Source organism: Mycobacterium sp. NGS64 (genome assembly GCF_059812245.1).
This window is the reverse complement of sequence record NZ_JCALCI010000006.1, coordinates 144,719-170,330: the sequence shown is the minus strand read 5'-3', so window position 1 is coordinate 170,330 and position 25,612 is coordinate 144,719. Positions and strand designations below refer to the sequence as shown.

The 25,612-nt window shown below is 68.5% G+C and carries 32 protein-coding genes; 19 read left to right on the top strand and 13 right to left on the bottom strand.

Annotated elements, in window-relative coordinates; translation table 11 throughout:
* The first annotated feature begins 1 nt into the window (after nt 1).
* A complete protein-coding gene (locus AC5Y4S_RS24435) occupies nt 2-439 on the top strand; it encodes a DUF1810 domain-containing protein (protein ID WP_500035169.1) in 438 nt (145 codons plus the stop codon).
* On the opposite strand, the gene AC5Y4S_RS24430 is transcribed toward AC5Y4S_RS24435, so the two are convergent.
* From AC5Y4S_RS24430 to AC5Y4S_RS24420, 3 genes are read right to left on the bottom strand one after another with little or no spacing between them, the layout of a single operon-like run.
* Nucleotides 436-1,722 (bottom strand): alpha-amylase family protein, encoded by a 1,287-nt coding sequence (locus AC5Y4S_RS24430; protein WP_500035168.1) that lies wholly within the window; start codon nt 1,720-1,722, stop codon nt 436-438. The two genes, AC5Y4S_RS24435 and AC5Y4S_RS24430, sit on opposite strands and share 4 nt — an antisense overlap.
* A gap of 3 nt (nt 1,723-1,725) precedes the next feature.
* Nucleotides 1,726-2,262: an alkyl hydroperoxide reductase gene (locus AC5Y4S_RS24425; RefSeq protein WP_500035167.1), complete on the bottom strand. Its 537-nt coding sequence runs from the start codon at nt 2,260-2,262 to the stop codon at nt 1,726-1,728.
* Between the two features lie 10 nt (nt 2,263-2,272).
* Nucleotides 2,273-2,860, bottom strand: a complete 588-nt coding sequence (locus AC5Y4S_RS24420; protein WP_085184530.1) for a peroxiredoxin — start codon at nt 2,858-2,860, stop codon at nt 2,273-2,275.
* 101 nt (nt 2,861-2,961) lie between these two features.
* Here AC5Y4S_RS24420 and AC5Y4S_RS24415 point away from each other — a divergent pair, with 101 nt between their 5' ends.
* From AC5Y4S_RS24415 to AC5Y4S_RS24400, 4 genes are read left to right on the top strand one after another with little or no spacing between them, the layout of a single operon-like run.
* Complete coding sequence (locus AC5Y4S_RS24415) at nt 2,962-3,906, top strand: hydrogen peroxide-inducible genes activator (RefSeq protein ID WP_500035166.1); 945 nt, start codon at nt 2,962-2,964, stop codon at nt 3,904-3,906.
* A gap of 26 nt (nt 3,907-3,932) precedes the next feature.
* The gene (locus AC5Y4S_RS24410) at nt 3,933-4,634 is read left to right on the top strand and encodes an EthD domain-containing protein (protein ID WP_500035165.1); all 702 of its coding nucleotides are present in this window, start codon (nt 3,933-3,935) and stop codon (nt 4,632-4,634) included.
* Nucleotides 4,635-4,642: 8 nt separating this feature from the next.
* On the top strand, nt 4,643-5,086 hold the full coding sequence (locus AC5Y4S_RS24405) for a TIGR03618 family F420-dependent PPOX class oxidoreductase (RefSeq protein ID WP_500035164.1): 444 nt from the start codon (nt 4,643-4,645) through the stop codon (nt 5,084-5,086).
* A 23-nt stretch (nt 5,087-5,109) separates the two neighbouring features.
* The gene (locus AC5Y4S_RS24400; RefSeq protein ID WP_500035163.1) at nt 5,110-5,859 is read left to right on the top strand and encodes an enoyl-CoA hydratase/isomerase family protein; all 750 of its coding nucleotides are present in this window, start codon (nt 5,110-5,112) and stop codon (nt 5,857-5,859) included.
* A 4-nt stretch (nt 5,860-5,863) separates the two neighbouring features.
* On the opposite strand, the gene AC5Y4S_RS24395 is transcribed toward AC5Y4S_RS24400, so the two are convergent.
* Nucleotides 5,864-6,043, bottom strand: coding sequence for a (2Fe-2S)-binding protein (locus tag AC5Y4S_RS24395; protein WP_067154578.1), 180 nt, complete (start codon nt 6,041-6,043; stop codon nt 5,864-5,866).
* Nucleotides 6,044-6,282: 239 nt separating this feature from the next.
* Here AC5Y4S_RS24395 and bfr point away from each other — a divergent pair, with 239 nt between their 5' ends.
* The 8 genes from bfr to AC5Y4S_RS24355 all read left to right on the top strand — a co-directional run bounded on the left by bfr (nt 6,283) and on the right by AC5Y4S_RS24355 (nt 14,180).
* Nucleotides 6,283-6,762 (top strand): bacterioferritin, encoded by a 480-nt coding sequence (bfr, locus tag AC5Y4S_RS24390; protein WP_067154673.1) that lies wholly within the window; start codon nt 6,283-6,285, stop codon nt 6,760-6,762.
* A 77-nt stretch (nt 6,763-6,839) separates the two neighbouring features.
* The gene (locus AC5Y4S_RS24385) at nt 6,840-8,936 is read left to right on the top strand and encodes an MDR family MFS transporter (protein WP_500035162.1); all 2,097 of its coding nucleotides are present in this window, start codon (nt 6,840-6,842) and stop codon (nt 8,934-8,936) included.
* Complete coding sequence (locus tag AC5Y4S_RS24380; RefSeq protein WP_067154583.1) at nt 8,933-9,427, top strand: carboxymuconolactone decarboxylase family protein; 495 nt, start codon at nt 8,933-8,935, stop codon at nt 9,425-9,427. Before AC5Y4S_RS24385 ends, AC5Y4S_RS24380 begins: the two co-directional genes overlap by 4 nt.
* A gap of 101 nt (nt 9,428-9,528) precedes the next feature.
* Nucleotides 9,529-10,410 (top strand): TIGR03854 family LLM class F420-dependent oxidoreductase, encoded by an 882-nt coding sequence (locus tag AC5Y4S_RS24375; protein WP_500035161.1) that lies wholly within the window; start codon nt 9,529-9,531, stop codon nt 10,408-10,410.
* A gap of 22 nt (nt 10,411-10,432) precedes the next feature.
* Entirely contained in the window at nt 10,433-11,785 is a 1,353-nt protein-coding gene (locus AC5Y4S_RS24370) for a type I glutamate--ammonia ligase (RefSeq protein WP_500035160.1), read from the top strand.
* On the top strand, nt 11,782-12,882 hold the full coding sequence (locus tag AC5Y4S_RS24365; protein ID WP_500035159.1) for an amidohydrolase family protein: 1,101 nt from the start codon (nt 11,782-11,784) through the stop codon (nt 12,880-12,882). The genes AC5Y4S_RS24370 and AC5Y4S_RS24365 overlap by 4 nt, the downstream gene beginning before the upstream one ends.
* A gap of 30 nt (nt 12,883-12,912) precedes the next feature.
* Complete coding sequence (locus AC5Y4S_RS24360; protein ID WP_500035158.1) at nt 12,913-13,746, top strand: lysophospholipid acyltransferase family protein; 834 nt, start codon at nt 12,913-12,915, stop codon at nt 13,744-13,746.
* Complete coding sequence (locus tag AC5Y4S_RS24355; protein WP_500035157.1) at nt 13,746-14,180, top strand: SRPBCC family protein; 435 nt, start codon at nt 13,746-13,748, stop codon at nt 14,178-14,180. The genes AC5Y4S_RS24360 and AC5Y4S_RS24355 overlap by 1 nt, the downstream gene beginning before the upstream one ends.
* Before the next feature lie 25 nt (nt 14,181-14,205).
* On the opposite strand, the gene AC5Y4S_RS24350 is transcribed toward AC5Y4S_RS24355, so the two are convergent.
* Both AC5Y4S_RS24350 and AC5Y4S_RS24345 read right to left on the bottom strand, forming a co-directional pair.
* Nucleotides 14,206-15,549, bottom strand: a complete 1,344-nt coding sequence (locus AC5Y4S_RS24350) for a phenylacetate--CoA ligase family protein (RefSeq protein WP_500035190.1) — start codon at nt 15,547-15,549, stop codon at nt 14,206-14,208.
* Nucleotides 15,550-15,771: 222 nt separating this feature from the next.
* Complete coding sequence (locus AC5Y4S_RS24345) at nt 15,772-16,533, bottom strand: ubiquinone/menaquinone biosynthesis methyltransferase (protein WP_500035156.1); 762 nt, start codon at nt 16,531-16,533, stop codon at nt 15,772-15,774.
* A 142-nt stretch (nt 16,534-16,675) separates the two neighbouring features.
* On the opposite strand from AC5Y4S_RS24345, the gene AC5Y4S_RS24340 reads away from it, so the two are divergent.
* Both AC5Y4S_RS24340 and AC5Y4S_RS24335 read left to right on the top strand, forming a co-directional pair.
* Nucleotides 16,676-16,876 carry a hypothetical protein gene (locus tag AC5Y4S_RS24340; protein WP_500035155.1) on the top strand — a complete coding sequence of 67 codons (201 nt, stop codon included), beginning with the start codon at nt 16,676-16,678 and terminating at the stop codon, nt 16,874-16,876.
* Between the two features lie 219 nt (nt 16,877-17,095).
* Nucleotides 17,096-18,574 (top strand): PE domain-containing protein, encoded by a 1,479-nt coding sequence (locus AC5Y4S_RS24335; RefSeq protein WP_500035154.1) that lies wholly within the window; start codon nt 17,096-17,098, stop codon nt 18,572-18,574.
* A gap of 18 nt (nt 18,575-18,592) precedes the next feature.
* Here the strand turns inward: AC5Y4S_RS24335 and AC5Y4S_RS24330 are convergent, their stop codons facing one another.
* The gene (locus AC5Y4S_RS24330) at nt 18,593-19,060 is read right to left on the bottom strand and encodes a nuclear transport factor 2 family protein (protein ID WP_500035153.1); all 468 of its coding nucleotides are present in this window, start codon (nt 19,058-19,060) and stop codon (nt 18,593-18,595) included.
* Between the two features lie 63 nt (nt 19,061-19,123).
* Between AC5Y4S_RS24330 and AC5Y4S_RS24325 the strand changes: the two genes are divergently transcribed.
* The 3 genes from AC5Y4S_RS24325 (at nt 19,124) to AC5Y4S_RS24315 (ending at nt 20,634) form a co-directional block, all read left to right on the top strand.
* Nucleotides 19,124-20,032 carry a dienelactone hydrolase family protein gene (locus AC5Y4S_RS24325; protein WP_500035152.1) on the top strand — a complete coding sequence of 303 codons (909 nt, stop codon included), beginning with the start codon at nt 19,124-19,126 and terminating at the stop codon, nt 20,030-20,032.
* 124 nt (nt 20,033-20,156) lie between these two features.
* A complete protein-coding gene (locus tag AC5Y4S_RS24320; protein ID WP_500035151.1) occupies nt 20,157-20,390 on the top strand; it encodes a hypothetical protein in 234 nt (77 codons plus the stop codon).
* A 61-nt stretch (nt 20,391-20,451) separates the two neighbouring features.
* Nucleotides 20,452-20,634 (top strand): hypothetical protein, encoded by a 183-nt coding sequence (locus AC5Y4S_RS24315; protein ID WP_068138219.1) that lies wholly within the window; start codon nt 20,452-20,454, stop codon nt 20,632-20,634.
* Nucleotides 20,635-20,638: 4 nt separating this feature from the next.
* Here the strand turns inward: AC5Y4S_RS24315 and AC5Y4S_RS24310 are convergent, their stop codons facing one another.
* The 6 genes from AC5Y4S_RS24310 to AC5Y4S_RS24285 form a co-directional block, all read right to left on the bottom strand.
* Nucleotides 20,639-21,964, bottom strand: coding sequence for a cytochrome P450 (locus tag AC5Y4S_RS24310; protein WP_500035150.1), 1,326 nt, complete (start codon nt 21,962-21,964; stop codon nt 20,639-20,641).
* A gap of 58 nt (nt 21,965-22,022) precedes the next feature.
* Complete coding sequence (locus AC5Y4S_RS24305) at nt 22,023-22,442, bottom strand: lipoprotein LpqH (protein ID WP_500035149.1); 420 nt, start codon at nt 22,440-22,442, stop codon at nt 22,023-22,025.
* A 13-nt stretch (nt 22,443-22,455) separates the two neighbouring features.
* Nucleotides 22,456-23,289 carry an SDR family oxidoreductase gene (locus AC5Y4S_RS24300; RefSeq protein WP_500035148.1) on the bottom strand — a complete coding sequence of 278 codons (834 nt, stop codon included), beginning with the start codon at nt 23,287-23,289 and terminating at the stop codon, nt 22,456-22,458.
* A 6-nt stretch (nt 23,290-23,295) separates the two neighbouring features.
* On the bottom strand, nt 23,296-23,769 hold the full coding sequence (locus AC5Y4S_RS24295) for an SRPBCC family protein (protein ID WP_500035189.1): 474 nt from the start codon (nt 23,767-23,769) through the stop codon (nt 23,296-23,298).
* Between the two features lie 31 nt (nt 23,770-23,800).
* The gene (gene rpfC, locus AC5Y4S_RS24290; RefSeq protein WP_500035147.1) at nt 23,801-24,220 is read right to left on the bottom strand and encodes a resuscitation-promoting factor RpfC; all 420 of its coding nucleotides are present in this window, start codon (nt 24,218-24,220) and stop codon (nt 23,801-23,803) included.
* A gap of 122 nt (nt 24,221-24,342) precedes the next feature.
* A complete protein-coding gene (locus tag AC5Y4S_RS24285) occupies nt 24,343-24,873 on the bottom strand; it encodes a chorismate mutase (RefSeq protein WP_500035188.1) in 531 nt (176 codons plus the stop codon).
* Nucleotides 24,874-24,971: 98 nt separating this feature from the next.
* Between AC5Y4S_RS24285 and AC5Y4S_RS24280 the strand changes: the two genes are divergently transcribed.
* Nucleotides 24,972-25,553 carry a lipoprotein LppJ family protein gene (locus AC5Y4S_RS24280; RefSeq protein WP_500035146.1) on the top strand — a complete coding sequence of 194 codons (582 nt, stop codon included), beginning with the start codon at nt 24,972-24,974 and terminating at the stop codon, nt 25,551-25,553.
* Nucleotides 25,554-25,612: the final 59 nt, after the last annotated feature.

Below are 25,612 nucleotides of genomic sequence, written 5' to 3'. Positions count from 1 at the left end.
TATGGCATCGGCAAGCGACCCATTCGATCTCAGACGTTTCGTGGCGGCGCAGTCCGGGATCTACCACACCGCCGTGTCAGAGCTGCGCGACGGACGGAAACGCGGTCACTGGATGTGGTTCGTCTTCCCACAACTGCGCGGGCTGGGCAGCAGCGCGATGGCGGCCCGCTACGGCATCACGTCGCTCGAGGAAGCCCGCGCCTACCTGCAGCACGAGGTCCTCGGGCCGCGACTACGCGAGTGCACTCGGCTGGTCAACGAGGTGCGGGACCGCTCGATCATCGACATCTTTGGTTCGCCGGACGACCTCAAGCTGCGCTCGTCGATGACGCTGTTCGCCCACGCGACCGACGATAACCACGACTTCGTCACCCTCCTCGACAACTACTTCTACGGCCAGGAGGACCCGCTGACCTTGGCACGGCTGACCGGTCCCTAGGCCGGGCCCAGGATCCGCCAGCCGTGCGGCTCGACAACCACCGCGTCGAGCACCTCCTGTGGTGGCGCCGAGGATCCCGCGACGACCTGCGCGCGCGCCTTGCCCGCCTCCGACAGCGCGACGCGCATCGGCTCGTCGCCGATGTTGAGCGCGACCAGCAGCGCGTTTTCACCGTTGCGCGTCTCGTAGACGTAGTGCCGGTTTTCCAGCCGCAACGCGGTCGTCGATGCCGCATGTAGCCAAGGGTGACGACGGCGCAACCCGACCAGGAACTGATGCAACGCCCACATCTGGGCACCGAACGCGTCCAATTTCAGTGGGGGAGTGCCGAACTCGGGGCGCACCGCGTCGTCGCCACCGTACCGCTCCTCCTTGACGCCGCGGAATCCGAGCTCGTCGCCGGCGTACACGCTGGGCACCCCACCGACGGTCAGCAGGATCACCAGCGCGTGGGCCACGTGCTCGGGTCGGTCGAGCCGGCTGGCGATTCGGGTGACGTCGTGATTGCCGATGAACGTCAGCGGGGCGAAGGTCTCCAGGAACGCGCCGTGCCGCTGCAGCGCCCAGTCCAGCTCGAAGAAGTTGCCGTCATTCAGGCTGCTCCAGATCGCCTTCCACAGCTCGTACTGGGTTGCGGAGTCGAACGTCGCCGCCGCGACCACCGCGGCGTAGTCGCCGTGGATGAGCTCCCCGACGAACCACGCGTCCGGATACCGCTCGCGCACCCGCGGCAGCGTCGACGCCCAGAATTGTTGCGGCACAATGTAGGCCGCGTCGAGGCGCCAGCCGTCCGCGCCGCGCCCCAGCCAGTGCGCCATCACGTCGACGGTGTAGTCGATGACCTCGGTGCTGTCGTGGTTGAGCGTGATGAGCTCGGAGTGACCCTCGAACGTCCCTCCGCTGAACCAGCCGGGCGCCGCCTCCCGATAGCGCGGGAAGTCCACGCCGACGTGGTTGAACACGCCGTCGAGCAGGACGCGCAGCCCACGCCGGTGGGCCTCCGCGACGAGGTGATCGAAGTCGCCGTCGTCGCCCAGCCGGGGATCGATCCGGTAGTGATCGGTGGTGTCGTAACCGTGTGTGCGCGAGGCGAAGATCGGCCCGAGCGCGATGCCCGACGCGCCCAACGCGATGGCATGGTCGAACCAGTCGACGAGCCGCCGCAGCCGATGTTGGTCCGGCTGCGGCGGCTCCGACTCCGATGCCTGAGGAAACGCGCCGACGAATCCCAGTGGATAGACCTGCCACCAGATGGCGTGCTCTACCCAGGCTGGTGTCGTCACAGGTCAGCCGACGGCGGCCAGCGTCTGGGAGGCGACGATCGCTTGGGCCACACCGGCGACGATCGCCGCGGCCTTCAGCGCCTCGAGGACGGCCTCGCGGTCCACGCCCGCCTCGCGCAGCGTGTGCTCGTGGGCGACCACGCAGTGCGAACACCCGTTGATCGACGACACCGCGAACGACCAGAGCTCGAAATTCGCCTTGTCCACCCCGGGATTGGCGATGATGTTCATCCGCAACCCGGGCCGAAGGTCGTCGTACTGGCCATCCAGGAAGCCGCGGCCCCGGTAGAACACGTTGTTCATGCCCATGATCGACGCGGCGCCCAACGCGGCCTGGTAGGCCTCGGCCGACAGGTAGTCGCCCGCCTCGGCCCCAATCTCGGCCAGCACCTGGGTGTTTCGGGTGGCCGCGGCGCTGGCCAGCAGCGTGCCCCAGAGCTGTTCCTCGGTCAGCACGGTGCTACGCGTGATCGAGCCCAGGTTGAGCTTGAGGTCCTTGGCGTACTCGGGCAGCGCTGCCTTGAGGTTCTCGACGCTCATCTCGCCCCCCCTATGCCGATGCCTTGAGCAGTTCGCCCGCGTCGATGGTCGGGTCGCCCTTGCGCCAGTTGCAGGCGCACAGCTCGTCGGACTGCAACGCGTCGAGGACTCGCAGCACCTCGTCGACATTACGCCCCACCGATCCGGCGGTCGCCGAGACGAATTGGATTTCGTTATTCGGATCGACGATGAAGGTGACCCGGTCGGCGACGCCGTCGGCGTTGAGCACGCCGGTGGCCAGCGAAAGCTCCCGCTTGATGTCCGAGAGCATCGGGAAGGGCAGCTTCTTGAGGTCTTCGTGCTGCGCGCGCCACTGGAAGTGCACGAACTCACTGTCGATCGAGACACCGAGCACCTGGGCGTCGCGGTCGGAGAACTCGTCGTTCAGCTTGCCGAACGCGGCGATCTCCGTCGGGCACACAAAGGTGAAGTCCTTGGGCCAGAAGAAGATAATGCGCCACTTGCCGTCGTGGTCCTCGTTGGTGATGGTGGTGAAGTAGTCGCCGGGCTGCTTGGCGTCGACCTTCGACAAGTCACCGCCGATCAACGCCGTGAGCTGGTAGGCGGGGAATTGGTCGCCGATGGTCAGCAGGGACATATCGCTCCTTAACTGGAATTATTCAAGATTAGCCGTCTGTCACCATCTTGCCGCCCCGCGGATTTGAAGTAAAGGTGATATATCACACTATACTTATGGGTATGTCCGATAAGACCTATCAGCCGACCGTCGCCGGCCTTCGCGCGTTCGTCGCGGTGGCCGAGAAGCAGCATTTCACCAGCGCCGCAACGAGTCTCGGCGTAAGCCAGTCGACGCTGTCGCAGGCGCTGGCGGCGCTCGAGGCGGGGCTGGGCACCCAACTGATCGAAAGATCCACCCGGCGTGTCTTCTTGACGACAGAGGGCACGCAACTCCTGCCCCGGGCCCAGGCCGTGGTCGAGGCCGTCGACGCGTTCAGCGCCGCCGCCGCGGGGGCCGCCGACCCGCTGCAGGCCGGGCTGCGGCTGGGGCTGATTCCGACCGTGGCGCCCTACGTGCTGCCGACGGTGCTGGCCGGGCTGGCCGAGCAACTGCCGTCGCTCACGTTGCGGGTGATCGAGGATCAAACCGAGCGGCTGCTCAGGCTGCTGCGCGAGGGGGCGCTGGACGCGGCGCTGATCGCATTGCCGGCCTCCGACGTGCCGGGCGCCGGGACGACCGCCGTCGGAATCTACGACGAGGACTTCGTGCTCGCGCTGCCGCCTGGGCACCCGCTGTCGGGCAAGCGGCGGGTACCTGCCACCGCGCTGGCCGAGCTGCCGCTGCTGTTGCTGGATGAGGGCCACTGCCTGCGCGATCAGGCGCTGGACGTCTGCCAGAAGGCGGGCGTGCGGGCGGAGCTGGCCAACACCCGCGCCGCGTCGCTGGCGACCGCGGTGCAGTGCGTGACCGGCGGGTTGGGTGTGACGCTCATCCCGCAGACCGCGGTGCCGGTCGAGGCCGCCCGGAGCCGGCTCGGGCTCGCGCAGTTCGCCGCGCCGCGCCCCGGGCGGCGGATCGGCTTGGTGTTTCGGTCTTCGAGCGGCCGCGACGAGTCCTATCGGCGGCTGGCGGCGATGATCGGCAAATTGATCGGCGAGGAACACCAGGTACGCCCGGTCAAATAGCCGCGCGCCGGCGGTAAGTTCGGCGCATGGAAAAGGTGATCGCGGTGCTGATGCACCCGGAGCCCGACGACGACTGGTGTGCCCGGCAACGGGGCCACGTCGCCGACGCGCTTATGGAACTGGGTCTGTTCGGGCTGCAGGTGAACGTCCGCGACAGCGCGGTGCGCCACTCGCTGATGACGCTGACCACGATGGACCCGCCGGCGGCAGCGGTGGTGAGCATGTGGACCCAGCAGTGCTATGGCGACCAGATGCAGGCGGCGTTCAAGTTTCTCGCCCAGGAATGCGACCAGGTCGCCGCCTACCTGGTGACGGAATCGGTTCCGCTCGCCGCGCCGCCAACCGAACCCGGTTGCCGGACAACGGGTCTGGCCAACATCGCGTTGCTGCGCCGCCCCGCGCAGCTGGACCAGGCCACCTGGCTGGCCCGGTGGCAGGGCGATCACACCTCGGTGGCCATCGAGACGCAGTCGACGTTCGGCTACACCCAGAACTGGGTGGTGCGTGCCCTCACCCCGGACGCGCCGGGAATCGCGGGCATCGTCGAGGAGTTGTTCCCCGAGGAGGCGATCACCGACCTGAAGGCGTTCTTCGGTGCCGCCGACGACGACGACCTGCAACACCGGCTCGGCCGGATGGTCGCCAGCACAACTGCATTCGGCGCCAACGAGAACATCGACACGGTGCCGACCAGCCGCTACGTGTTCAGAACACCATTCCGGGATTGAGGATCGCCATGACAACACTCGACGAGGCGGTGGCCCTGGCCAAGGGGGAAAGCGGTCTGGCCGTGGTGTCGACGGTTCGCGCCGACGGCACCGTGCAGGCTTCGCTGGTCAACGTCGGGCTGTTGCCGCACCCGGACACCGGCGAGCCGTCGTTGGCTTTCACCACCTACGGCAAGGTCAAGCTCGCCAATCTGCGGGCCCGCCCGCCACTGGCCGTCACGTTCAAGAACGGCTGGCAGTGGGCGACCGTCGAGGGGAGCGCGGAGCTGGCCGGCCCGGACGACGCGCCGCCCTGGCTCAAAGACGTCGACCAGCTGCGGCTGTTGCTGCGCGAGGTCTTCACCGCAGCGGGCGGCACCCACGACGACTGGGACGAGTACGACCGCGTGATGGCCAAGGAGCGTCGCGCGGTGGTGTTGATCGCACCGACCCGCGTGTACAGCAACGGCTAAACCCCACCCGTTAGGCTGCAGCCGTGACGCTGCAGATCGACGACAAGAACCGGGTGCGCACCCTCACGCTGAACCGGCCCGAGGCGCTCAACGCGTTCAACGAAGCCCTCTATGACGCGACGGCGGACGCGTTGCTGGCGGCCGCCGAGGATCCCGAGGTCGCCGTCGTGCTGCTGACCGGGACGGGCCGCGGGTTCAGCGCGGGCACCGACCTCGCCGAGATGCAGGCCCGCATCACCGACCCCGACTTCATGCCCGGAAAACACGGCTTCCCCGGGCTGATCGACGCGCTCGCCGCGTTCCCGAAGCCGCTGATCTGCGCCGTCAACGGCGTCGGCGTGGGGATCGGCGCGACCATCCTCGGGTATGCCGACCTGGCGTTCATGTCGTCGACTGCGCGGCTCAAGTGCCCCTTCACCAGCCTGGGTGTGGCCCCCGAGGCGGCCTCGTCCTATTTGCTGCCGCAGTTGGTGGGCCGGCAGAACGCCGCCTGGCTGCTGATGTCCTCGGAATGGGTCGACGCCGCCGAGGCGCTGCGGATGGGGCTGGTCTGGCGGGTCTGCGAGCCGGAGGAGCTGCTACCCGAAGCCCGTCGGCACGCGGAAGTGCTTGCGGCCCGGCCCATTTCGAGCCTGATGGCCGTCAAGCACACGATGATGGAGCCGATCCGTCCCGAGATCGCCGCGGCGAGCGCGCGCGAGAACGCTCACTTCGCCGAGCTGATGGGTGCCCAGGCCAACGCCGCGGCGCTGGCGGACTTCAACAAGCGTTAACCGGCTACTGAGCGGGTTCGAATTGGCGCGACGCGGCGATGATCGCGCGCAGCGTGCGCCGGCACCGTCCGCAGTCGCCGCCGGCGCCGCACGCCTCGGCGACCTCCTTGGACGTCGAGGCGCCCCGCGCGACGACGTCGGAGACGGTCTGGTTGGTGGCTCCCACGCACAGGCACACGTACATCAGCGCACCCCTCGGGCGCGGGCGTAAGCCGAGCGAGCAAGCCGCATGTTAGTGAAGTCTACCCTAAGTAGGTTAGCGACGCCTAACCCCGTCTGCGTGACTCACGCGACACACTGAGCACAGCCATACCTTCCTGGAAGATTCCAATTCGGCATGGCAAAGTGCTGCTAGCGCCCGGTGTTTCAGCCCAGCCCGCCGCCGCGGCGAGACGTGACAGCCCTCCGACGCTAGGAGTGACCATGCAAGGTGATCCGGACGTTCTGCGCCTGCTCAACGAGCAGCTGACCAGCGAACTCACCGCGATCAACCAGTACTTCCTGCACTCCAAGATGCAGGACAACTGGGGCTTCACCGAGCTGGCCGAGAAGACCCGCGAAGAGTCGTTCGACGAGATGCGGCACGCGGAGGAGATCACCGATCGGATCCTGCTGCTCGACGGACTGCCGAACTACCAGCGCCTCTTCTCGCTGCGCGTCGGCCAGACGCTGCGCGAGCAGTTCGAGGCCGACCTGGCCATCGAATACGAGGTGATGGAGCGGCTCAAGCCCGGAATCATCATGTGCCGGGAAAAGCAGGACAGCACCAGCGCCATCCTGCTGGAGAAGATCGTGGCCGACGAGGAAAAGCACATCGACTACCTGGAAACGCAGCTGGAGTTGATGGAAAAGCTCGGCGAGGAGCTGTACTCGGCGCAGTGCGTGTCGCGGCCACCGAGCTGAGCCCGTCGAGGCGGCGGTTGGTTGCCATCGGTTAACCCCGGGCACTCATAGGCATCGAGCGCCCAGGGAAGGCAGGCATGACGAGCACGACACCGGCGGCGGTTCCGGCCCGCCAGGCTGACCAGTCCACGCCCGGGGAAGTCGCGGTCAATCCGCAGCGGCGGAATTTCATCTTCGTCGCGGTCCTGCTCGGCATGCTCATGGCGGCACTGGACCAGACCATCGTCGCGACCGCGCTGCCGACCATCGTCGCCAACCTCGGCGGGGCGGGCCATCAATCGTGGGTCGTCACCAGCTACCTGCTGGCCTCGACCATCATGACCGCCCTCGTCGGCAAGTTCGGAGACCTGTTCGGTCGCAAACGGGTGTTCCAGGCGGCCGTGGTGTTCTTCGTCGCCGGGTCGGTGCTCTGTGGCCTGTCGACCTCGATGGGCATGCTGGTCGCGGCGCGCGCGCTGCAGGGCATCGGTGGCGGCGGGCTCATGGTGACCGCCACGGCGTTGATCGGCGAGGTGATTCCGCTGCGGGATCGCGGCCGCTACCAGGGCGCGATGGGCGCGGTGTTCGGCGTGACCACAGTGATCGGGCCGCTGCTCGGCGGGTACTTCACCGACCACCTCAGCTGGCGCTGGGCGTTTTGGATCAACGTGCCGATCTCGGTCGTGGTCTTCTTCGTGGCGGCCGCCGCCATCCCGGCGCTGTCCGACCGCAGCAAACCGGTCATCGATTACGTCGGGATCGTCTTCGTCGGCCTGGGCGCCTCGGGGCTGACGCTGGCCACCAGCTGGGGCGGCACCACATATCCATGGGGCTCGGCGACAATCATCGGGCTGTTCGCCGGCTCCGCCGTGGCCCTCGCGATCTTCGTCTGGGTGGAAAGCCGCGTCGCCGCGCCCATCCTGCCGACGCGGCTCTTCGCCAGCCCGGTGTTCACGGTGTGCTGCGTGCTGTCCTTCGTGGTCGGGTTCGCGATGCTGGGCGCCCTCACGTTCCTGCCCACCTACATGCAGTTCGTCGACGGTGTCTCCGCGACCACGTCGGGCCTGCGCACGCTGCCGATGGTGGTGGGAATGCTGACCACCTCGATGGGCAGCGGCGTCCTCGTCGGACACACGGGCAAATACAAGGTCTTTCCCGTCGCCGGCACCGCGGTGATGGCGTTCGCGTTCTTCCTGATGTCCCTAATGGAGCCGTCGACGTCGGCGTGGCTGCAGTCGCTGTTCCTGGTCATCCTCGGGGCGGGGATCGGGATGTGCATGCAGACGTTGGTCCTCATCGTGCAGAACACCTCGAGCTTCGACGACCTCGGGGTCGCCACCTCCGGCGTGACGTTCTTCCGGACGATCGGAAGTTCCTTCGGCGCAGCGATATTCGGCTCGCTGTTCACCAACTTCCTACACGGCCGGATCGGTCCGGCCCTGGCCGCAGCGCGCGCCCCTGCCGCCGCGGCCGCTTCGCCGGAGGCCCTGCACCGGCTGCCCCGCGACACGGCCGCGCCGATCGTGCGGGCCTACGCCGACTCGCTCACCCAGGTGTTCCTGTGGGCGGTCCCGGTCTCGCTGGTCGGCTTCGTCGTGGCGCTGTTTCTGCGCCAAGTGCCGTTGCGCGGCATCGGCAACAAGCGGGGCGACATCGGCGAGGCGTTCGCCATGCCGACCACCCAGACGCCCGACGACATGCTGGAGGCCGCGATCGGCCGCCTGCTGCGGGGGGTTCCGGGCATGCGACTGCGCAGCATCGCGATGCGACCCGATTGCCGGCTCGACGTCGCCGGGTTGTGGGGCGTCCTGCGCATCAATCGCTATGGGCAGATGTACGGGGTCGCGCGGCTCACCGACATGGCCGACTACCTGCGGATCCCGTTCGAGGTGCTGGAGCCCACATTCTCCCGCCTGGTCGCCACCGGTTACGCGCGCGGCGAGGGCGACGAATTGTGGCTGACCCCGGCCGGGGCGCAGCAGGTCGAATACGTGCACTCGCTCCTAGTGGCCTGGCTCGTCGACAAGCTGGAACGCTCGCCCGGCTTCGAGGGCCGGCCCGACCGGCGACAGGTGCAGGCCGCGCTCGGACGCGTCGCGCATCGAGTTCTGGCCCAACGGGATTGGGACAACGAGACGCCGACGGTGGCCATAAACGCGCTAGGCCAGGGGGCTGGGCGTACCATCACGCCATGAGCCGAATCGGAACGTTCGCCGACGACGACATCTATGGCTGGGCCGCGAAGTCTCCGGACCTCGGCGGCGCGATCGCCAACTTCAGCCAGGCGGTCTACACGAAGAACCGGCTGCCCATGCGCACCCGCGAGCTGGCCCGGACCGTCATCGCCCATGACAACGAATGCACCGTGTGCATGAACACCCGCGACGCCGACGGCCCCGCCGCCGGCGTGGACGAGGAGCTGTACGAGCACGCGCTGGAGTGGCGCACCTGGCCGGGGTACAGCGAGCAGGAGCGGCTGGCCGCGGAGTTCGCGCACCGATTCGGCACCGAGCACACCAAGTTGCGCGACGACGAGGACTTCTGGGCCCGCGCCAACGAGCACTTCACCGAGGAGCTGCTCGCCGACCTCGCCATGTCCTGCGCCCTGTGGGTCGGCATGGGCCGGATGCTCCGCACCCTCGACATCGGCCAGGCCTGCAAGCTGACCCTGCCCAGCCGCGCGTAGGCGCCGCGACACTGCAACGTCTGCGACGACACGCCGGGGAACTGCGCAGCGAGTTGAGTTTGGCGGGCACAAACCGACGCGCAACCGGCGTTGCGATACCTGTGAAGATTCGCTTCGGCGTGGGGCTGGGACTGGACACCGCCCCAGACCGGCTCGCAGGCATCGTCGATCATTTGGAGAGCAGCGGGGTCGACTCGCTGTGGTTCTCCGAGCTGGTCTACTCCCCGGCGGTCGATCCGGTGGTCGGCATGGCCTATGCGCTGGCCCGCACGACCCGGTTGAAGGTGGGCACGTCGGTGGCCGTGCTGCCGGGGCGGCACCCGGTGTTGGTGGCCAAGCAGCTGGCGTCGCTGGCGGCCGTCGCGCCCAAGCGCGTCCTACCCGTCTTCGGACTGCGTTCGGCGATTCCGGCCGAGCGGGAGGTGTTCGTGGTCCCCGACGGCGAACGCGCGGCCGTGTTCGACGAGGCGCTGCGGGTGCTGCGCGCGGCGCTGGTCGACGACACCGCCAGCTACAGCGGCCGGTATTTCACCGTGCGCGGGGCCGCGGTCGCCCCGCGGCCGGTGCCGCCGCTGGACATCTGGCTGGGCGGCTCGGCGCCGGCGGCGTTTCGGCGCATCGGCGCGCTGGCCGACGGGTGGCTGGGCAGCTTCCTCACCCCGGCCGAGGCGCGCGCGGGACGCGAGGCGATCGAGCGGGCCGCGGCGGAAGCCGGCCGGCGCATCGAGCCCGACCACTACGGCATCTCGCTGGCCGTCGCGGACGGCGAGTTGTCCCCGGAGCTGGCGGCGGCGGCCCGGCGGCGCCGTCCCGAACTCGATCCCGGCGAGCTGATTGCGGCCGACTGGGACCAATTGCACCGCCAACTCGACGCTTACCTCGACGCCGGCCTGACCAAATTCGTCATCCGGCCGGCGGGTAAGGCGCCGCTCGACGACTTCGTCGATCGCTTCGCCACCGAGTTGATCCCGCGGCAGAACTGACCGAGTTGCCACAATGGCTGCCATGACAGCCACCCCGCTCGCCGCCGCCGCGATCGCCCAGCTGGAGGGGGAAGGCGTCGACACCGTCATCGGCAGCGTCGTGAACCCCGCCGGTCTCACGCACGCCAAGACCGTCCCGATCCGGCGCACCAACACCTTCGCCGATCCCGGCCTGGGCGCCAGCCCCTCCTGGCACGGCTTCGCGATCGACCAGAGCGGCATCGCGTTCACCGACGACGTCGGGGTCGTCGGCGATCAGCGGCTGCGCATCGACCTGTCGGCCATGCGGATCGTCGGCGACGGGCTGGCCTGGGCGCCGGCCTCGTTTTTCGAGCAGGACGGAACACCGGTGCCGGCGTGCGCCCGGGGCACGCTGGGCCGCATCGAGGCCGCGCTCGAGGAAGCCGGCCTGCGGGCGAGCGTGGGGCACGAGATCGAGTTCCTCCTGGTCGAGCCCGACGGCGGCCGGCTGCCCGCCGCGCTGTGGGCGCAATACGGCCTGGCCGGCGTGCTCGAACACGAGGCGTTCATTCGCGACGTCAACGCGGCGGCGACGACGGCTGGTGTCGGCATCGAGCAGTTCCATCCGGAGTACGGCGCCAACCAGTTCGAGATCTCCTTGTCGCCGCTGGCGCCGGTGGCCGCCGCCGATCAGCTGGCGGTGACCCGGCTCATCATCGGCCGGGCCGCGCGCCGTCAGGGGCTGCGCGTCAGCATGTCACCGGCGCCGTTCGCCGGCAGTGTCGGATCCGGCGCGCACCAACACTTCTCGTTGACCGGCCCGGACGGCCCGCTGTTTTCCGACGGGCCCGGACGAGCGGGCATGACGGCGGCGGGGGAGAGCGCCGTCGCCGGGGTGATCGGTGGCCTGCCCGAAGCCCAGGGCATTCTTTGCGGATCCATCGTGTCCGGCCTGCGGATGCGGCCCGGGAACTGGGCCGGCGCCTACGCGTGCTGGGGGACCGAGAACCGGGAGGCGGCGGTGCGGTTCATCCAGGGTGGGCCCGCGAGCCCGCGCGGCGCCAACGTCGAGGTCAAGATCGTCGATCCGTCGGCCAACCCCTACCTGGCGACGGCGGCGATCCTCGGCCTGGCGCTTGACGGGATCAAGCGCCAGGCGGCGCTGCCGCCGGAGATCACCGTGGACCCGGCCAGGCTGTCCGAGTCGGAACGCGCCGACGCGGGCATCCTGCTCCTGCCGGAAGGACAGCCGGAAGCCATTGCCGCGCTTGATGGTTCGGCCCTGCTGCGGGGCATCCTGGGCGACGCCGCGGTCGACATGGTGGTCGCGGTCCGCAGCCTCGAGCATGAGCGCTACGGCGATCTCGATGCCGAGCAGCTGGCGGACAAGTTCCGGATGGCCTGGAGCCTGTGAACGCCCTGGCGGAGCACATCGATCAGGTGGCGCTGATCGACCAGCACGTGCACGGGTCCTGGTTGGCGGCGGGGGATCGGGGACGGTTCGAGAACGCCCTCAACGAGGCCAACACCGAACCGCTCGTCGACTCCGGCTTCGACTCCCAGCTCGGCTTCGCCGTGCGTGCCCACTGCGCCCCGATCCTCGGGCTGCCCAAACACGTTGACGCGCAAGCCTACTGGGAACGACGTCGGCAGCACAGCGAAGCCGAGCTGGCGAGGCTGTTCCTGCCGGCCGCCAACGTGAGCGACTGGCTCGTCGACACCGGAATCGGCGCCGGGGAAACGGCCGGCACCGCCGAGATGGCCGAGTGGTCGGGCAACCGCGCGCACGAGGTCGTCCGGCTCGAGCAGGTGGCCGAGCAGGCCGCGCGGGCGCCGGGCGACTACGCCTCGGCCTTCGAGGAGATCCTGCACCGGCGCGCGGCCACCGCCGTCGGCACCAAATCCATCCTGGCCTACCGGGGCGGGTTCGACGGCGACCTGAGCGAACCGTCCGCGGCCCAGGTCGCCGAGGCCGCGGCCCGCTGGCGCGACAGCGGCGGCACCCGGCTGACGGATCGGGTGCTGCTGCGGTTCGGGCTGCACCAGGCGTTGCGGCTCGGCAAGCCCCTGCAATTCCACGTCGGCTTCGGCGACCGGGACTGCGACCTGCGCCGGGCCAACCCGCTATTGCTGCTCGATTTCCTGCGACAATCCGCGCCCACGCCGATCGTGCTGTTGCACTGCTATCCCTACGAGCGCGAGGCCGGCTACCTGGCGCAGGCCTTCAACAACGTCTACGTCGACGGCGGGCTGAGCGTGAACTACCTGGGGGCGCGGTCCCCGTCGTTTCTCGCCCGGCTGCTGGAAATGGCGCCGTTCCGGCGCATCCTGTACTCGTCGGACGGCTACGGTCCCCCGGAACTGCACTTCCTCGGTGCGGCTTTGTGGCGCAAGGGCATTCATCGCGTGCTGAGCGGATTCGTCGCCGACGGAGACTGGAGCCGGGACGACGCGATCCGGGTGGTCGACCTCATCGCCCGCGACAACGCCGCCCGCATCTACCGCGTTTGACGCCCGGCGACACCGGGGTACCCCGCCGTAATGGCGACCATGGGGGACGTCTTGGGCTGGGCCCGCAACCAGGTGGTGTCGCGGGTTCCCAAAGCCGACCTCGATCAGCGCGACCCCGACTACATCCGCGACCAGCTTCCGGGGACCTGGCTGCTGGCGTCGCTGTACTTTCGGGCCGACGTGCGGGGCCTGGACCGCATCCCGGCGGACGGGCCGGTGCTGCTGGTCGGCAACCACAGCGGCGGCAACGTGCCCCCGGACACCTTCGTGTTCACGCTCGCGTTCTGCTCGTACTTCGGCGTCGAGCGGCCCTTCTATCAGTTGGCGCACAACCTCGTCGTCTCCGCGCCGCCGCTGGGCTGGTTACGCAAGTTCGGCACCGTCGCCGCCAATCCCGAAAACGCCCGTTTGGCACTGGATTCCGGCGCGGCGCTGCTGGTCTATCCCGGCGGGGACTACGAGGTGTTCCGCCCGTCCTGGGAACGCCACAAGGTCGACTTCGGCGGGCGCAAGGGCTACGTGCGGCTGGCCCGGGAGGCCGGCGTGCCGATCGTGCCCGTCGCCAGCGTCGGCGGCCAGGAGAGCGCGCTGTTCCTCAACCGCGGGCAGTGGCTGGCCAAGCTGCTGATGACGGACAAGTTGCTGCGGCTCAAGAGCATCCCGATATCGCTGGCCCTGCCGTGGGGCCTCAACATCAGCGACTTCGCGGGCCACATTCCGCTGCCGACGAAGATCGTCATCGAGGTGCAGCACCCGATCGACGTCGACGGCGACGACGAAGCCGTCCACGACAAAGTGATGGCCAGCCTGCAGGACGGCGTCGACCGCCTGGCCGCCGAGCGTCGATTCCCGGTGATCGGCTGATGCGCGTCGAACGCCGCTGTGTGATCAACACCGACCGCGACGCGGTCTGGAAGATCGTCAGCGATCCGGACTGCTACCCGTCGTTCATGACCAGCCTCGAGCGGTGGGAGTCCTCGAACGACATCGAACGCGGCCTCGGCGCGCGCTACACCGTGCACTGGAAGATCGGCTCGGTGCCGGTCGGCGGCCTGATCGAGATCGTCGAGTTCGACGACCGCCGCGACGTCGCGTGGGTGGGGATCACCGGAGTCAACCTGCGTGGGCGCATCCGACTGCGCGACGCCGCCGACGGCAAGACCAAGGTGACGTTCCGGCTGTCCTACCAGGCGCCCGGCGGCCTGATCGGCTACATCGCCGACCGGATCGCCGTGCGTCAGGTCGGCCGCAACCTGTCCGAAACCCTGAAGTGCCTCAAGCGCCTCGCCGAGACCTAGCCGTTCTACCGCGAGCAGACGCGACCTAAAGCGGTATGAACCGTCGCAGCTTCCCGCTGCCGTGATGGCGCTGTAGGGTGTCGGCGGCCCGGATCCGGATGGTCGGATCGGCCAACCCGTACCGTCGCAGCGTGGCAACCAGGGCGGAACTCAGCGCCTCTCGGTCCGGGTCCCCGACGACCACGATGTCGGCCCCGGCCGCGGTCTGGGTGACCTGGTATTCGGATATCCGCGGATCGGTGCCCAGCACATGCCGGAACGCGATCGCCGGGATCGTCGTTGCGCCGTAACGGAAGTCGTCGTCGCGGCGTCCGCCGATGTCGGCAACGCGAGCGAACGCGCTGCCGCAGGCGCACTCACCCGGCAGTGGCGTGACCTGGTCGCCGAGGTCGTAGCGGATGAAGGGGAACGTTCGGTTGGCGAGCCCGGTGGCGAGCGTGCGTGCGGCCGGCTGGTCGGGCCGCCCCACCGGCCTGCCGTCGTCGTCGACCCGTTCCAGGACGACCTCGTCCTCGCAGACGTGCAGCCCCTCGCCGCGGGCGCAGCCCACCGCTTGCACCCCGATTTCCGTTGAGCCCCAGAGGTTGTGGATCGGCGCGCCCCACGCCTCGCGCATGACCTGCCGGTCCTCGCCGAGCAACGGCTCGGAGTTGGTGCTGACGCGCACCGGCTCGATGCGAAGCTCGCCGGTGATCGCGGCGCGGGCGAGCCGGCCGATCACGGACGGGTAGCCCACCAAATGGGTGGGGCGCGCGGCCGCCACCGCGGCAAGCACCTCCTCGAACGGGCCGCCGGCGGCGATCACGACGGTCTTCATGCCCGGGACGGTCGGCACGTCGAACAGCGGAGTGCTGGCATGCGGCGGAACGCCGGCCTCCAGCACCGCCAGCCGCGTGCCGCGCGAAATCGTCTCGCCGCGTTGCTCTTCGCGCGCCTGGGTGCGCCACGCCAGACAGGCTGCCGAGACGAAGAACTGCCAATCCCACACGTACACGCCGCGCACGCCGCTGGAGCCGCCCGAGCTGAAGACCTGCTCGTTGCCCGGGGTGTACGAAAACCATTGCTGCTCAGCGAGAATGCGTTCGGCGCCGTCGCGGTCGAGGCCGGGTGCCGTGACGATGGTGTCCCACTGTTCCTGGGCGTCCCGCTTGGTCATCACCGGAAGCGAAGCCAGATCGGCGACCGAGGCGCGCGACGGGTCGATCCCGCGCAGCCGCCGCGCGTGAAACGGGGAGCGTTCGCGGGCGAACGCGAGCAGGGATCGCAGCCGCGATTCCTGGTAGCGCTCGATGCGCTGACGGGACCAGTCCAGCCGCGCGATGTGGTCTTCCAGGGCGGCGCGCACCGCATTCAGATGCGCCGCCCGCATCCGTTCGTAGTCCGCCCGTGACAAGCCGCCCTCCGCATCGTCGTCTCAGTTTCTATCCTTCCGGGGCGAACAGCGCCATGCTTACGCCCGGGGCTAGTTAGCGAGGAGCCGCGGGGCGCAGTGGCGGGGCTTCGACGTGTCGACGCCGGACGCGCCGTCGCCGTTGAGCGAGCGCGAGGAGCTCAACGCTCGGCAACACTCTACTAAGGAGGCCCTGCAGCGCTAGGCGGAATCCGTTGCCGCCGTTGCTGTTAGCTCTGTCAGGCGGGCTTCGCGCACGCCGAAGTGGACGGTTGCGAACCCGCTGCTGAGTGAGACGTAGCGGGCGTCGACGAAGCCCGATTCCAGCATTGCCTTGGCCAGCCCGTCCCGGGACAGCCAGGTGCGGATCGAATCGGAGGTGTAGTGATGGGCGTCGCGGTGCCAGGCCACGGCCCAGCCCAGCGCCGGCATCAGCACGAAGTAGAGCGCGTCGTGCAGGAGCGTCAGCACCTTCGAGTTCGGCCTGCTGAAATCGAGGACCATCAACCGGCCGCCCGGCCGCAGGACGCGGCGGAATTCGCGCAGCGCCCGGCCGCGGTCCGCCACGTTGCGCAGCCCGAAGCTGATCGTGACCACGTCGAACGACGCGTCCGGGAACCGCAGGTCCATGGCGTCGCCCTCTTGGAAGTCGACGACGCCGAGGTGTCGGCCCCGCGCGACCGCAAGCATCGCCGCGCAGGAGTCGACCCCGACGACCTTGCCGTCCGGCCCGACGGCGGCCTCCTCCAGGAACGCCAGGTCACCGGTCCCGGTGGCGACGTCCAGCACCCGTTCGCCCGGCCGCAGGGCGCATAGCTCCAGAGCTTGTCGCTTCCACAGGCGATGAAGCCCGAGGGTCCACAGATCGGTCATCACGTTGTAGCGCGAAGCCAGGGCGGAAAACAGCTCCTTGACGTAGCTGCTCTTGGCCTCATCGGACTCTTTCCACCGCCGGGTGATCATCGGATCTGCGCTCCCCTTCCGATCGAGGTCGGGTTCGTTCTCCCTCGGCGATCGGCGTTGCCGGCGCCATGATGCTTGTCTAACATGTGTTCAATAGGCTTGACTACTGGTAGGAGCCAGCCACGATCCGAAGGCATCCGCCATGCTGCACTTACTGCCCAAATTTCACCCGCAATCCTCTCCGGCGCCGGACGCCGAGACCCATCACCACTGGCCGGGCGCGGCGGTAATCGCGGCGATCGGGCACATCCACATCGCGCTACCCGAGCCGCGGACCTACCCGCTGCATGAGCCCCGTTTTTTCGAGGACGAGCTGATGTCCCGCCTGATGGAGCACCTCTGACGGTGCCCAGCGGTACCGCCGGGACTGGGGGCCGCACATGACGAATCACCGTTCGTGCTAACGGTTTTCGACGCCCGGCCGCCGGCCAAGTTCGACCTGCACGTGCCCGTCCAGCTCCTGACGCCGGGGTGAATGTTTGGTGGAAACGCCCACTGCCCGGGTGCGATGGCGATACAGTGTGCGTCCGCCGGGGGGCTGGCGATATCGAGGAGTACACCGATGTCCTATCTGGTGGCGGCCCCAGAATTCCTCGCGTCGGCGGCAACGGATCTGTCCCACATCGGTTCGGCCCTCACCGCCGCCAACGCGGCGGCCGCCGCCCCCACCAGCGGGGTGCTGGCCGCCGCAGAGGATGAAGTCTCGGCGGCCATAGCGGCGCTGTTCTCCGCCCACGGCCAGGGCTTTCAGGCTCTGAGCGCCCAGGCGACGGCGTTCCACGCCCAGTTTGCTCAGGCCCTCAACGGGGCCGGGATCAGCTTCGCCATGGCCGAAGCGGCGAACGCCTCGCCGTTGCAGGCCGTCAAGCAAGGCCTGGTGGCTGCCGCCCCAACCTTCGACCTGGGTCTGGGTAACCGCGGCACCAACAACGTGGGCAACGGAAACACCGGCAACTCCAACCTCGGCACCGGAAACACCGGCGACAGGAACATCGGCGGCGGGAACGGCAACGCCCTGCACCCCAGCGTTGGCAACGTCGGCAGCGGAAACACCGGCAACCTCAACTTCGGCAGCGGGAACACCGGCAGCCTCAACGTCGGCTTCGGGAACACTAACTCCGACTTCACAACCCCACCGGGTAGCCCGTTGAGCAACATAGGGTTTGGGAACACCGGCAATGCCAACTGGGGCATCGGCAACAACGGCGACTCGAACGTCGGCGCCGGGAACAACGGCTTCGGCAACACGGGCGCCGGCAACACCGGCAACGCCAACATCGGCCTCGGGCTCACCGGCGACAACGAGATCGGTGTCGGCAACACCTACTACAACTACGTGACCGGCCAGTTCCACCTCGGCGGACTGAACTCGGGCAGCGGCAACATCGGAATCGGGAACTCGGGTACCGGCAACATCGGTTTCTTCAACTCCGGTACCGGCAATGTCGGCATCCTTAACGCGGGCATTAACGCGCCGGGCAGTCACGGCAACTTCGGCCTCGGAAACTCCGGTGTGGGGAACATCGGGTTCGGGAACTCGGGCACGGCCAATTTCGGCTTCGGCAATTCGGGCACGCTGAACACCGGGTTCTTCAACTCGGGGCAATTGGACACCGGCTTCGGGAACGCGGGCGGCACCCTGGATACGGGCGGCAACACAGGCTTCTGGAATTCCGGCAACACGAACACCGGATGGGGGAACTCCGGCAACGTCAACACGGGCATCTGGAATTCGGGCAACGTCAACACGGGCCTCGGGCTGACCGGTGACAGCGGCTTGACCACCTCAGGCTTCGGCAACACCGGCTTCGACGTTTCGGGCTTTGGAAACACGGCCAGCGGCGGCACCACAGCCGACGGCTTCATGTCGGGCTTTGGAAACACCGCCTCCGGCAGCACCGTGAACGGCCTCGTCTCGGGCTTCTTCAGCGACGGCGTCGCGAGCGCCTTGAACCCCGGCATATCTGGTCAGGTGTCGGGCTTGTTGAACGCCGGCAACTTCATCTCGGGCGTGTTTGGCCTGAGCAACTTCTTCAAGTAGCGCGCGGCGGCGCCGTCGTCAGACCAAGGCCGACGCGTCGAAAACCCAGCTGGTGTCGGCGCTCGCCAAGTTCTCGAAGTGGTTGGGCGGTGCGAAGCCGACCAGGCTTTGCATGTCCCAGTAGTCCTTCCACACGGTGATCTTGCCGTCCTCGACCTTGTGGACGGTGACGAACCTGAGCACGCCCCGCTCGCCCGACGCGAAAGTCCAAGTCTCCGAATGCTCGTAGATGACGTCGGAGCCGTTGGACACCAGCACGCCGTCGTGGTTCTCGTAGCCCGCCAGCGGCTCGAGCCCGATCTTGAGCCGTTTCACGATGTCGTCCGGGCCGCGTGCCGCCAACGCGGGCACCGGCATGTCGACGTAGAGACAGTCGTCGGCCAGGAACGTCTTGACCGCATCCCAATCCCGCCGCGACAGTGCCTGCCACATCCCGACCACGACGTCCTGGACCGCGAGCGGAGAAACCGCTGAAACTTCCGTCATAGCGGCAAATAAACCGGGTTACCGGACACGTGTCAACCATCGACTTTCGGCATACTCGCCAGGGTGACCATGCTGCGGCGCTACCTCGCCGAGGAGATTGCAACCGACCACGTCGACGGCCTGCTGACTCGCCGCGAAACCCTGCGGCGGCTGGCCCTGCTCGGTCTCGGGGCCGCGGCCGCCGCCGAGCTCATCTCGGCCTGCTCGGCGAAAAACCCCGGGGGAGCGCCCATGTCTACGCCCGAAAGTTCAACCGGCTCAGCGCAACCGCCCGGCGCGGCCAGCACGAGGCCGACCACGCCGATCACCTGGGCCGGGCCGCAGGGGCAGCTGCAAGGGGCGTGGGCCCAGGCCGCCGATTCCAAGGGGTGCGTCCTGGTCATTCACGAGAACAAGGGCCTGACCGACTGGGTGCGCTCGGTGGCCGGGCGGCTCGCCGGGGCCGGCCATTCGGCGCTTGCCATCGACCTGTTGTCGGAGGAGGGCGGCACGGCCACATTCCAGGACCCCGCGCAGGCCACCGCCGCGTTGGGCGGCATCCCTCCGGAACGGTTCACCCACGACCTGAACTCCGGTGTGGCGGAACTGGAATTGCGCGCCCCGGGCCAGAAGGTCGGCGTGGTGGGCTTCTGCTTCGGCGGGGGATTGGTGTGGCAACTGCTGGCCTCGGGCGCGCCGGGGGTGTCAGCCGCGGTCCCGTTCTACGGGCCGTTGCCACCCAGCCCGGATTTCGCCGGATCGAGGGCCGCCGTGCTGGCGATCTACGGAGCTCTGGACGCGCGGGTCACCGGCACCCAGGCCGCCGCGAAAGCCGCGCTTGACCGCGCCGGGTTGGTCAACGAGATCGTCGTCGAGCCCGGCGCGGACCACGCCTTCCTCAGCGACACCGGTCCGCGCTACAACGCCGCGGCCGCGGCCGACGCGTGGCAGCGGCTGCTCGATTGGTTCGGCCGCTACCTGGCCGGACAATGAGCCGCGGCTCGATGAGCACGCGGGCCAAGGTGCTGATCGGGATCGCGCTGGTCGGAATGCTGGCCGGCGCGGCGGGGCGCTCGCCCGCGGGTTCTGGGGGACCAGCGAGGATTGCCATGACTGGGTGAACACCCACGGCTACGAATTGGTGCGCAACGACTGGTGGGCCAAGACCCACGGCTGCGTGGCCAGGACACCCACCGGCGCCGAGGTCGCCCACGATGAAGAATTCCGCAACAAGGCGATCGGATGGGCTTGGCAGTTCGGCATTTTCGCGGTCGGCACGTTGCCCGCGGTGATCATCGTCGCCGCGGGGGCGCTCCGCTGGCGAAGCGGCCCCGCGGGCGAGGACCCCTAGCCGGTGGACCAACCGCGCACAAATCCCGCTGTTGGCTGCGGCTTTGCCGCATACTTGCGTCGTGACATCGCAGCGCGATACCTCCGAGGAGATCGGGGCCGATCCGGTCGACGGCCTGCTGACCCGGCGCGAAGCCATCCGAAGGCTGGCGCTCGTCGCCGTGACGGCGGCCCCCACCACGCTCATCGCGGCCTGTTCCGGTAGCCGAAGCTGGCCGGGCCGGCGGCGCCGCCGCCGCCGCTAGCCCGTCAGGCGTCCACCTGCGCCATCGACCGTGCCGGCCCCAGGACCACCGGCAGCGTCGACCAGCCGCGCAGCACTCGTGTGTCCCGCCGGCTTCCGGTGCCGGCCGCCCGCACTTCCGGAAAACGGTCGAAGAACGTCCGCAGCCCGACTTCCCCCTCGGCACGCGCCAGGGCCGCCCCCAGGCAGAAGTGGCGTCCCCCGGAGAACGCGAGATGCCTTCCGGCGTTTGGTCTTTCGATGTCGAAGCGGTCGGGGTCGGGGAACGTGCGCGGATCCCGGTTGGCGGCGGCCAGGTATATCACCACCAGCTCGTCGCGTTTGATCCGCATGCCGGCCACGTCGACGTCGCGCAGCGCCACCCGCGCGGTGAGCTGCACCGGCGAGTCGAGGCGCAGGATCTCCTCGACGGCGCCTGCCCACAACTCGGGGCGGCGACGCAACGTGTCCAGATGCTCGGGTGTGTCCAGCAACATCCGGATCCCGTTGCCCAGCAGGTTCACCGTGGTCTCGAAGCCCGCGGCCAACACCAGGCCGGCGATGGCCTGGAGTTCGTCGGGGTCGAGATGCGTTTCGGCGGAACCGCTTTCGGCCGTTTGGATCAGCTGGCTCATCAGGTTGTCGCTCGGGGCGCGCCGCAACTCGCGCAGGTGGTCGGCGAGCCAGGCGTTGAACCCGACGATGCCTTTCTGCACGGTGCGGTATTGCCACCAGGGCAGGCCGAGGTCCAGGCTCGGCGCCGCGAGCTCCCCGAATTCCAGGACGCGGCGGCGGTCTCGCTCGGGGACCCCCAAGATGTCGCTGATGATCGCGACGGGGAGCTGCGAGCAGTATCGCCCGACGATGTCGACCACGCCGGGCTCGCCGGTCAGCCGATCCAACAGGTCGGTCGCGGTGTGCTCGACGTTGTCGCGCAACGCGGCGACCGCCCGGGGCGTGAACACGGCCGACACCGTCTTGCGGTAGCGCGTGTGGTCCGGCGGCTCGACGGCCAGCAGCGACGGCGCGCGCAGGGGATGCAGGAGATTGTCGTCGTTGGTGCGGCGCTCCAGCCAACGCAGCGGCGCCGGCAGGTTCGACCCCATGTTCACCACGCGAAAGTCGTCCGACCGGAGCAGCTCGTGGGCCAGGGCATTGTCGGTGGTCAGGTAGTTCACCCGGCCCTTCACCAGCGGCCCCCGGGCGCGCAGTTGCTCGTAGAACGGAACCGGGTCGTTGGCGATCGTCGGGTCGGCGATCAACCTGGCCTGAAGGTCGCCCCGCCGCATGCCGATCGCCGCGACGCCCCGGATGAACCCGTGCATCACCAGCCAGTGCAACCTTTCCTTCACGGGGCCTCCATCAGCTCGGGTGGTCTGGACCCAGCCTAGGCGGAATTCGCGTGCCCGCTCAGCACTCGGCGACGATCTTGAAGTCGGTGGTCACCGTCTTGTTGGGGTCGCTGCTGCTGATTCCGTATGCGCTGCCCGTGATGGTGTACGCGTTGTTGGTGAGGTCGACGTGCGCGTCTCCGACCCCGCCCTGCCAGAAGCTACCGGTGAACCCGCCGAAGTTGCGGATCTTCACCCACTGCGGGATGGCCCGGTAGCCGCTGAGCATCACCACCGCCTCGACGTGCGCATCGTGATCGCCGATGTCGAGGGTCCGATAGGACTGGGTCTGGCTGCACGCGGCGGGACGCGTCGTCTGGGTGGCGCCCCCGACGGTCACCCGGGCGGCTTTGCGGGGCACCGTCTGCGCCTGCCCGCAACCCGCCACGCCGGCCCCCGCGATCAGCACCAAAACGGCTGCGATCCAACGGTTTCGCACCCTGCCATCCCCCTCACTGCTGCTTCGGCATCAGCGCCGGCAGGGCCTTGACGATGCGGCCCCGCACCAACTCCGGACTCAGACCCTTGAGCAGGTCGATCATGCGAATGCTCTTCGGCACGTACCAGTGCAGCCGCTTCGGGTTGTGGTAAGCCTGCCAGGCCGCCTCCGCGACACTGCTCGCCGGCATCAGCCGCATCATGCCCTTCTTCGGCGCGCTGGCGCGGACGTCCTCGCCGGACATCGCCCGCCCGCCGTCGTCCGAGTGATTGGTGGTCGTGGTGAGGATGGCGGTGTCGATCAGACCCGGCAACACGTCCGCCACGCGCACCCCGTGCCGTTGCCATTCCACGCTGAGCGCCTCGGTCAATCCTTTGACCGCGTGCTTGGTCGACGAGTAGACCGCTATGCGCGGCATCCCGTAGGTGCCCGCCGACGACGACGTCGAGAACATCAGGCTGCCGGGGCTCTTCTTCAGGTAGGGCAGCGCGACGTAGGCGCCGGTCAGCACCGCCTTGTAGTTCACCTCGACGACGCGCATCGCGGCCTCGTACGGCACGTCCTCGAACCAGCCCGATTCGCCGATGCCGGCGTTGTTCCACATCATGTCGAGCCCGCCGTCGGGGTTGCCGGCGCAGAAGTCGGCCAGCGCGGCCTCCAGCGCGGCCCTATCCGTGACGTCGACGGCACGCGTCCACAGCCGGTCGTCACCCAGCTTTCCCCGCAGCGTCGTCAGGCCGTCCTCGTTGCGGTCCACCGCGCCGACGCGCCAGCCGTTGGCGTGGAAGAGCTTCGCTCCCTCGCGGCCCATGCCGCTGCCCGCGCCGGTGATGAAGACCGATTTCACGTCGAGTCAGCCCGCCTCGACCGCGTCTTTGATCCGGTTGAGGGTCTTGGTCATATCGCGGATGTTGCGTCGCCTGCGCAGGAATCCGCCCAACAACCAATAGATGCCGAGCCACGGCGCGGGGTTGAGCCGAAACGACTCGGTCACGTCGGTGCCGCCGCCGCTGGGCGCCAACCGGTAGTGCCAATTGTTCACGGCCCGGTCGCCGAGCATCACCGCGAACCCGAATTCGCGGCCGGGCTCGCATGCGGTGACCTTGCACGTCGTCCAGTAGACCGGTCCCATCTCGTTTCGCCGGACGTGGCCGCGAAACTGGGCGCCGAGCGCGGGGCCGGTCGCGTCGCCCAGCCACTCCGCCTCGAACACCTCCGGGGAGAACCGTCCCGTGTTGCGAACGTCCGCAATGAGATCCCAGATCTTATCCGCGGGCGCCGCCATGTGAACAGTCGCCGAACCTTCCATGCGCTGATCCAAACACAGCTTCGCCCCGGCTCATAGGGCGCAATGTTCGTCAGTGCGGGACGGCCGCCTGGATAAGCCCGTTGATGATCTGTTTGATGCCCTGCGCCGGGTGCGTGTACATCGCGATCGGCAGGCCGGACGCCGAGCCGCACTTCGGCCATGGGTCGAGTCCGTCTTGCGCGAAAACCCGGTTGGCGACGGCGATCTGCTCTTCCCTGGACGCGGCCGCCGGATTGCCGACACCGCCGTACTGGGCCCAGGTGCCCGGCTTGAATTGCAGCCCACCGTATTCCCCGTTGCCGGTGTTGGCGTGCCAGTTGCCGCCGGATTCGCACTGGGCGACCGCGTCCCAGTTGGGGGCGCCGGGAGCGGCGCCTGCGACGCCGGAGGAACTCAGCGATGCTGCAACGAACCCGCCGATGATGGCGGACGTGACGAGAGGCTTGCAGAGTTTTCTCATGCCAGGCATTTCGCGGGGCGTGTCCGAAGCGTTACCGATTCGAAAAGGTCGCGAGATAAGCCGTCTAGCAGCGCAATTGGGGCCCTGAGCAGCGAAATCAGAGCTTTAGAGAATGGTGAGAATTAAATAAATTAGCCCTGGCAATACGACTTGGTCGCAAGCGAAAGGGCTTGCTGGTAAAGGCCGTCGAGTTGGCGGGCGCGGGCGACTTCGCTTCGCGCGGCGTCCAGGTCGGTGGCGCAGCCGGGGGAGTGCAACAGGTCCCAGCCCGCCACGATCTGAGTCATCATCGTGTGGTTGAGGCCGTCGATCGTCGACCGCGACTCCGACAGGTCTGGCGCCGCGCCCGGCGCGTCCGCCGGGTTCAGCTTCCAGTCCGCGAACCGCGCGTATTCGATTGCCTCGGTTGCGTTGATCTGATCGCCGAAGACGCGGGTGACGTAATTCGGGTCGACGCGCGCGGCGCTCGCCTCGGCGCCCAGTTCGGCGAGCTCCTGCTGGACCCGGCCCGGGTCCTCGATGGCGCCGCCCGTCTTCCACTTGAAGGCGGCCACCGGCTCGGCGACCTGGAGCCGCTGCGCGGCGGCGTCGACCAACCCGATCAACGGGCCGGCGGCGTCGCCCCGGGCGACCGGCGCCGCGCACACCAGGATGGCCACCATGCCGGGCAGCGCGCGGCGCGCCACCGGGCGGGTGCGCCGCCCCCGAGCGCCGGTGATGACCATGATGCTGATTCTCTCCCGAGTTAGCCTGGGCACTGATGTCGCAGGTGTCTCGCGGAGATTGGTTGCGCACGACCCAGGTTCGCGCGCTGACCGCGGCCGCGCTGACGGCCTCGCTGCTCATGAGCGGGGCCATCCTGCTGGTGGACAGGCTGCACACCACCCCCTCCGACGTTCTCGACCATCCCGCCAACCCGGTCAGCGACGATCAGTCGCGGTCCCAGGCGGTCGAGTCGGCCAGGCAAATCGTCACCCTGACCGGACTGCGCACGACGTCGGCGGGCTACACGTTGATGTCGTGCAAAAATCGCGACGACCCCCCGTACCAGGGCGCGATCTACCTGACCTTCGCGTTGCCCGCCGATACCCAAGCCGAGGCCTACTTCCCGGGCCTCGCGGCGACGCTCGTCGGCCACGGCTGGACCGAGGGCCTACCACCCAACGACCACGTGTTCGCCCGGTCCCTCACCAAGGACGCCGTCACGGCGATCGTGTATCGGCAGACCGAGGCCCCCGACGTGGGGGTGCTGCGCGTCTACGGCCAGTGCCGAAACATGAACAACCACCGCACCGACGTGACCGCATGGACCGACGTCACCGACCGATTCAAGGCCCCCTGACGCGCTACTGCGCCTGGCGTTTCCGTCAGGCGCAGTAGCGGAATCTCTGGCAGGTCAGG

Excerpts from the sequence above, each read along its gene's own strand:
- AC5Y4S_RS24415 (WP_500035166.1), top strand. The coding sequence starts at position 2,962 with ATGTCCGATAAGACCTATCAGCCGACCGTCGCCGGCCTTCGCGCGTTC.
- AC5Y4S_RS24350 (WP_500035190.1), bottom strand. The coding sequence starts at position 15,549 with ATGCGGGCGGCGCATCTGAATGCGGTGCGCGCCGCCCTGGAAGACCAC.
- rpfC (WP_500035147.1), bottom strand. The coding sequence starts at position 24,220 with ATGCCTGGCATGAGAAAACTCTGCAAGCCTCTCGTCACGTCCGCCATC.
- AC5Y4S_RS24335 (WP_500035154.1), top strand. The coding sequence starts at position 17,096 with ATGTCCTATCTGGTGGCGGCCCCAGAATTCCTCGCGTCGGCGGCAACG.
- AC5Y4S_RS24285 (WP_500035188.1), bottom strand. The coding sequence starts at position 24,873 with ATGGTGGCCATCCTGGTGTGCGCGGCGCCGGTCGCCCGGGGCGACGCC.
- AC5Y4S_RS24360 (WP_500035158.1), top strand. The coding sequence starts at position 12,913 with ATGGCGACCATGGGGGACGTCTTGGGCTGGGCCCGCAACCAGGTGGTG.
- AC5Y4S_RS24420 (WP_085184530.1), bottom strand. The coding sequence starts at position 2,860 with ATGTCCCTGCTGACCATCGGCGACCAATTCCCCGCCTACCAGCTCACG.
- AC5Y4S_RS24380 (WP_067154583.1), top strand. The coding sequence starts at position 8,933 with ATGAGCCGAATCGGAACGTTCGCCGACGACGACATCTATGGCTGGGCC.
- AC5Y4S_RS24435 (WP_500035169.1), top strand. The coding sequence starts at position 2 with ATGGCATCGGCAAGCGACCCATTCGATCTCAGACGTTTCGTGGCGGCG.
- AC5Y4S_RS24280 (WP_500035146.1), top strand. The coding sequence starts at position 24,972 with ATGTCGCAGGTGTCTCGCGGAGATTGGTTGCGCACGACCCAGGTTCGC.
- AC5Y4S_RS24395 (WP_067154578.1), bottom strand. The coding sequence starts at position 6,043 with ATGTACGTGTGCCTGTGCGTGGGAGCCACCAACCAGACCGTCTCCGAC.
- AC5Y4S_RS24370 (WP_500035160.1), top strand. The coding sequence starts at position 10,433 with ATGACAGCCACCCCGCTCGCCGCCGCCGCGATCGCCCAGCTGGAGGGG.
- bfr (WP_067154673.1), top strand. The coding sequence starts at position 6,283 with ATGCAAGGTGATCCGGACGTTCTGCGCCTGCTCAACGAGCAGCTGACC.
- AC5Y4S_RS24340 (WP_500035155.1), top strand. The coding sequence starts at position 16,676 with ATGCTGCACTTACTGCCCAAATTTCACCCGCAATCCTCTCCGGCGCCG.
- AC5Y4S_RS24410 (WP_500035165.1), top strand. The coding sequence starts at position 3,933 with ATGGAAAAGGTGATCGCGGTGCTGATGCACCCGGAGCCCGACGACGAC.
- AC5Y4S_RS24405 (WP_500035164.1), top strand. The coding sequence starts at position 4,643 with ATGACAACACTCGACGAGGCGGTGGCCCTGGCCAAGGGGGAAAGCGGT.
- AC5Y4S_RS24355 (WP_500035157.1), top strand. The coding sequence starts at position 13,746 with ATGCGCGTCGAACGCCGCTGTGTGATCAACACCGACCGCGACGCGGTC.
- AC5Y4S_RS24330 (WP_500035153.1), bottom strand. The coding sequence starts at position 19,060 with ATGACGGAAGTTTCAGCGGTTTCTCCGCTCGCGGTCCAGGACGTCGTG.
- AC5Y4S_RS24425 (WP_500035167.1), bottom strand. The coding sequence starts at position 2,262 with ATGAGCGTCGAGAACCTCAAGGCAGCGCTGCCCGAGTACGCCAAGGAC.
- AC5Y4S_RS24345 (WP_500035156.1), bottom strand. The coding sequence starts at position 16,533 with ATGATCACCCGGCGGTGGAAAGAGTCCGATGAGGCCAAGAGCAGCTAC.
- AC5Y4S_RS24385 (WP_500035162.1), top strand. The coding sequence starts at position 6,840 with ATGACGAGCACGACACCGGCGGCGGTTCCGGCCCGCCAGGCTGACCAG.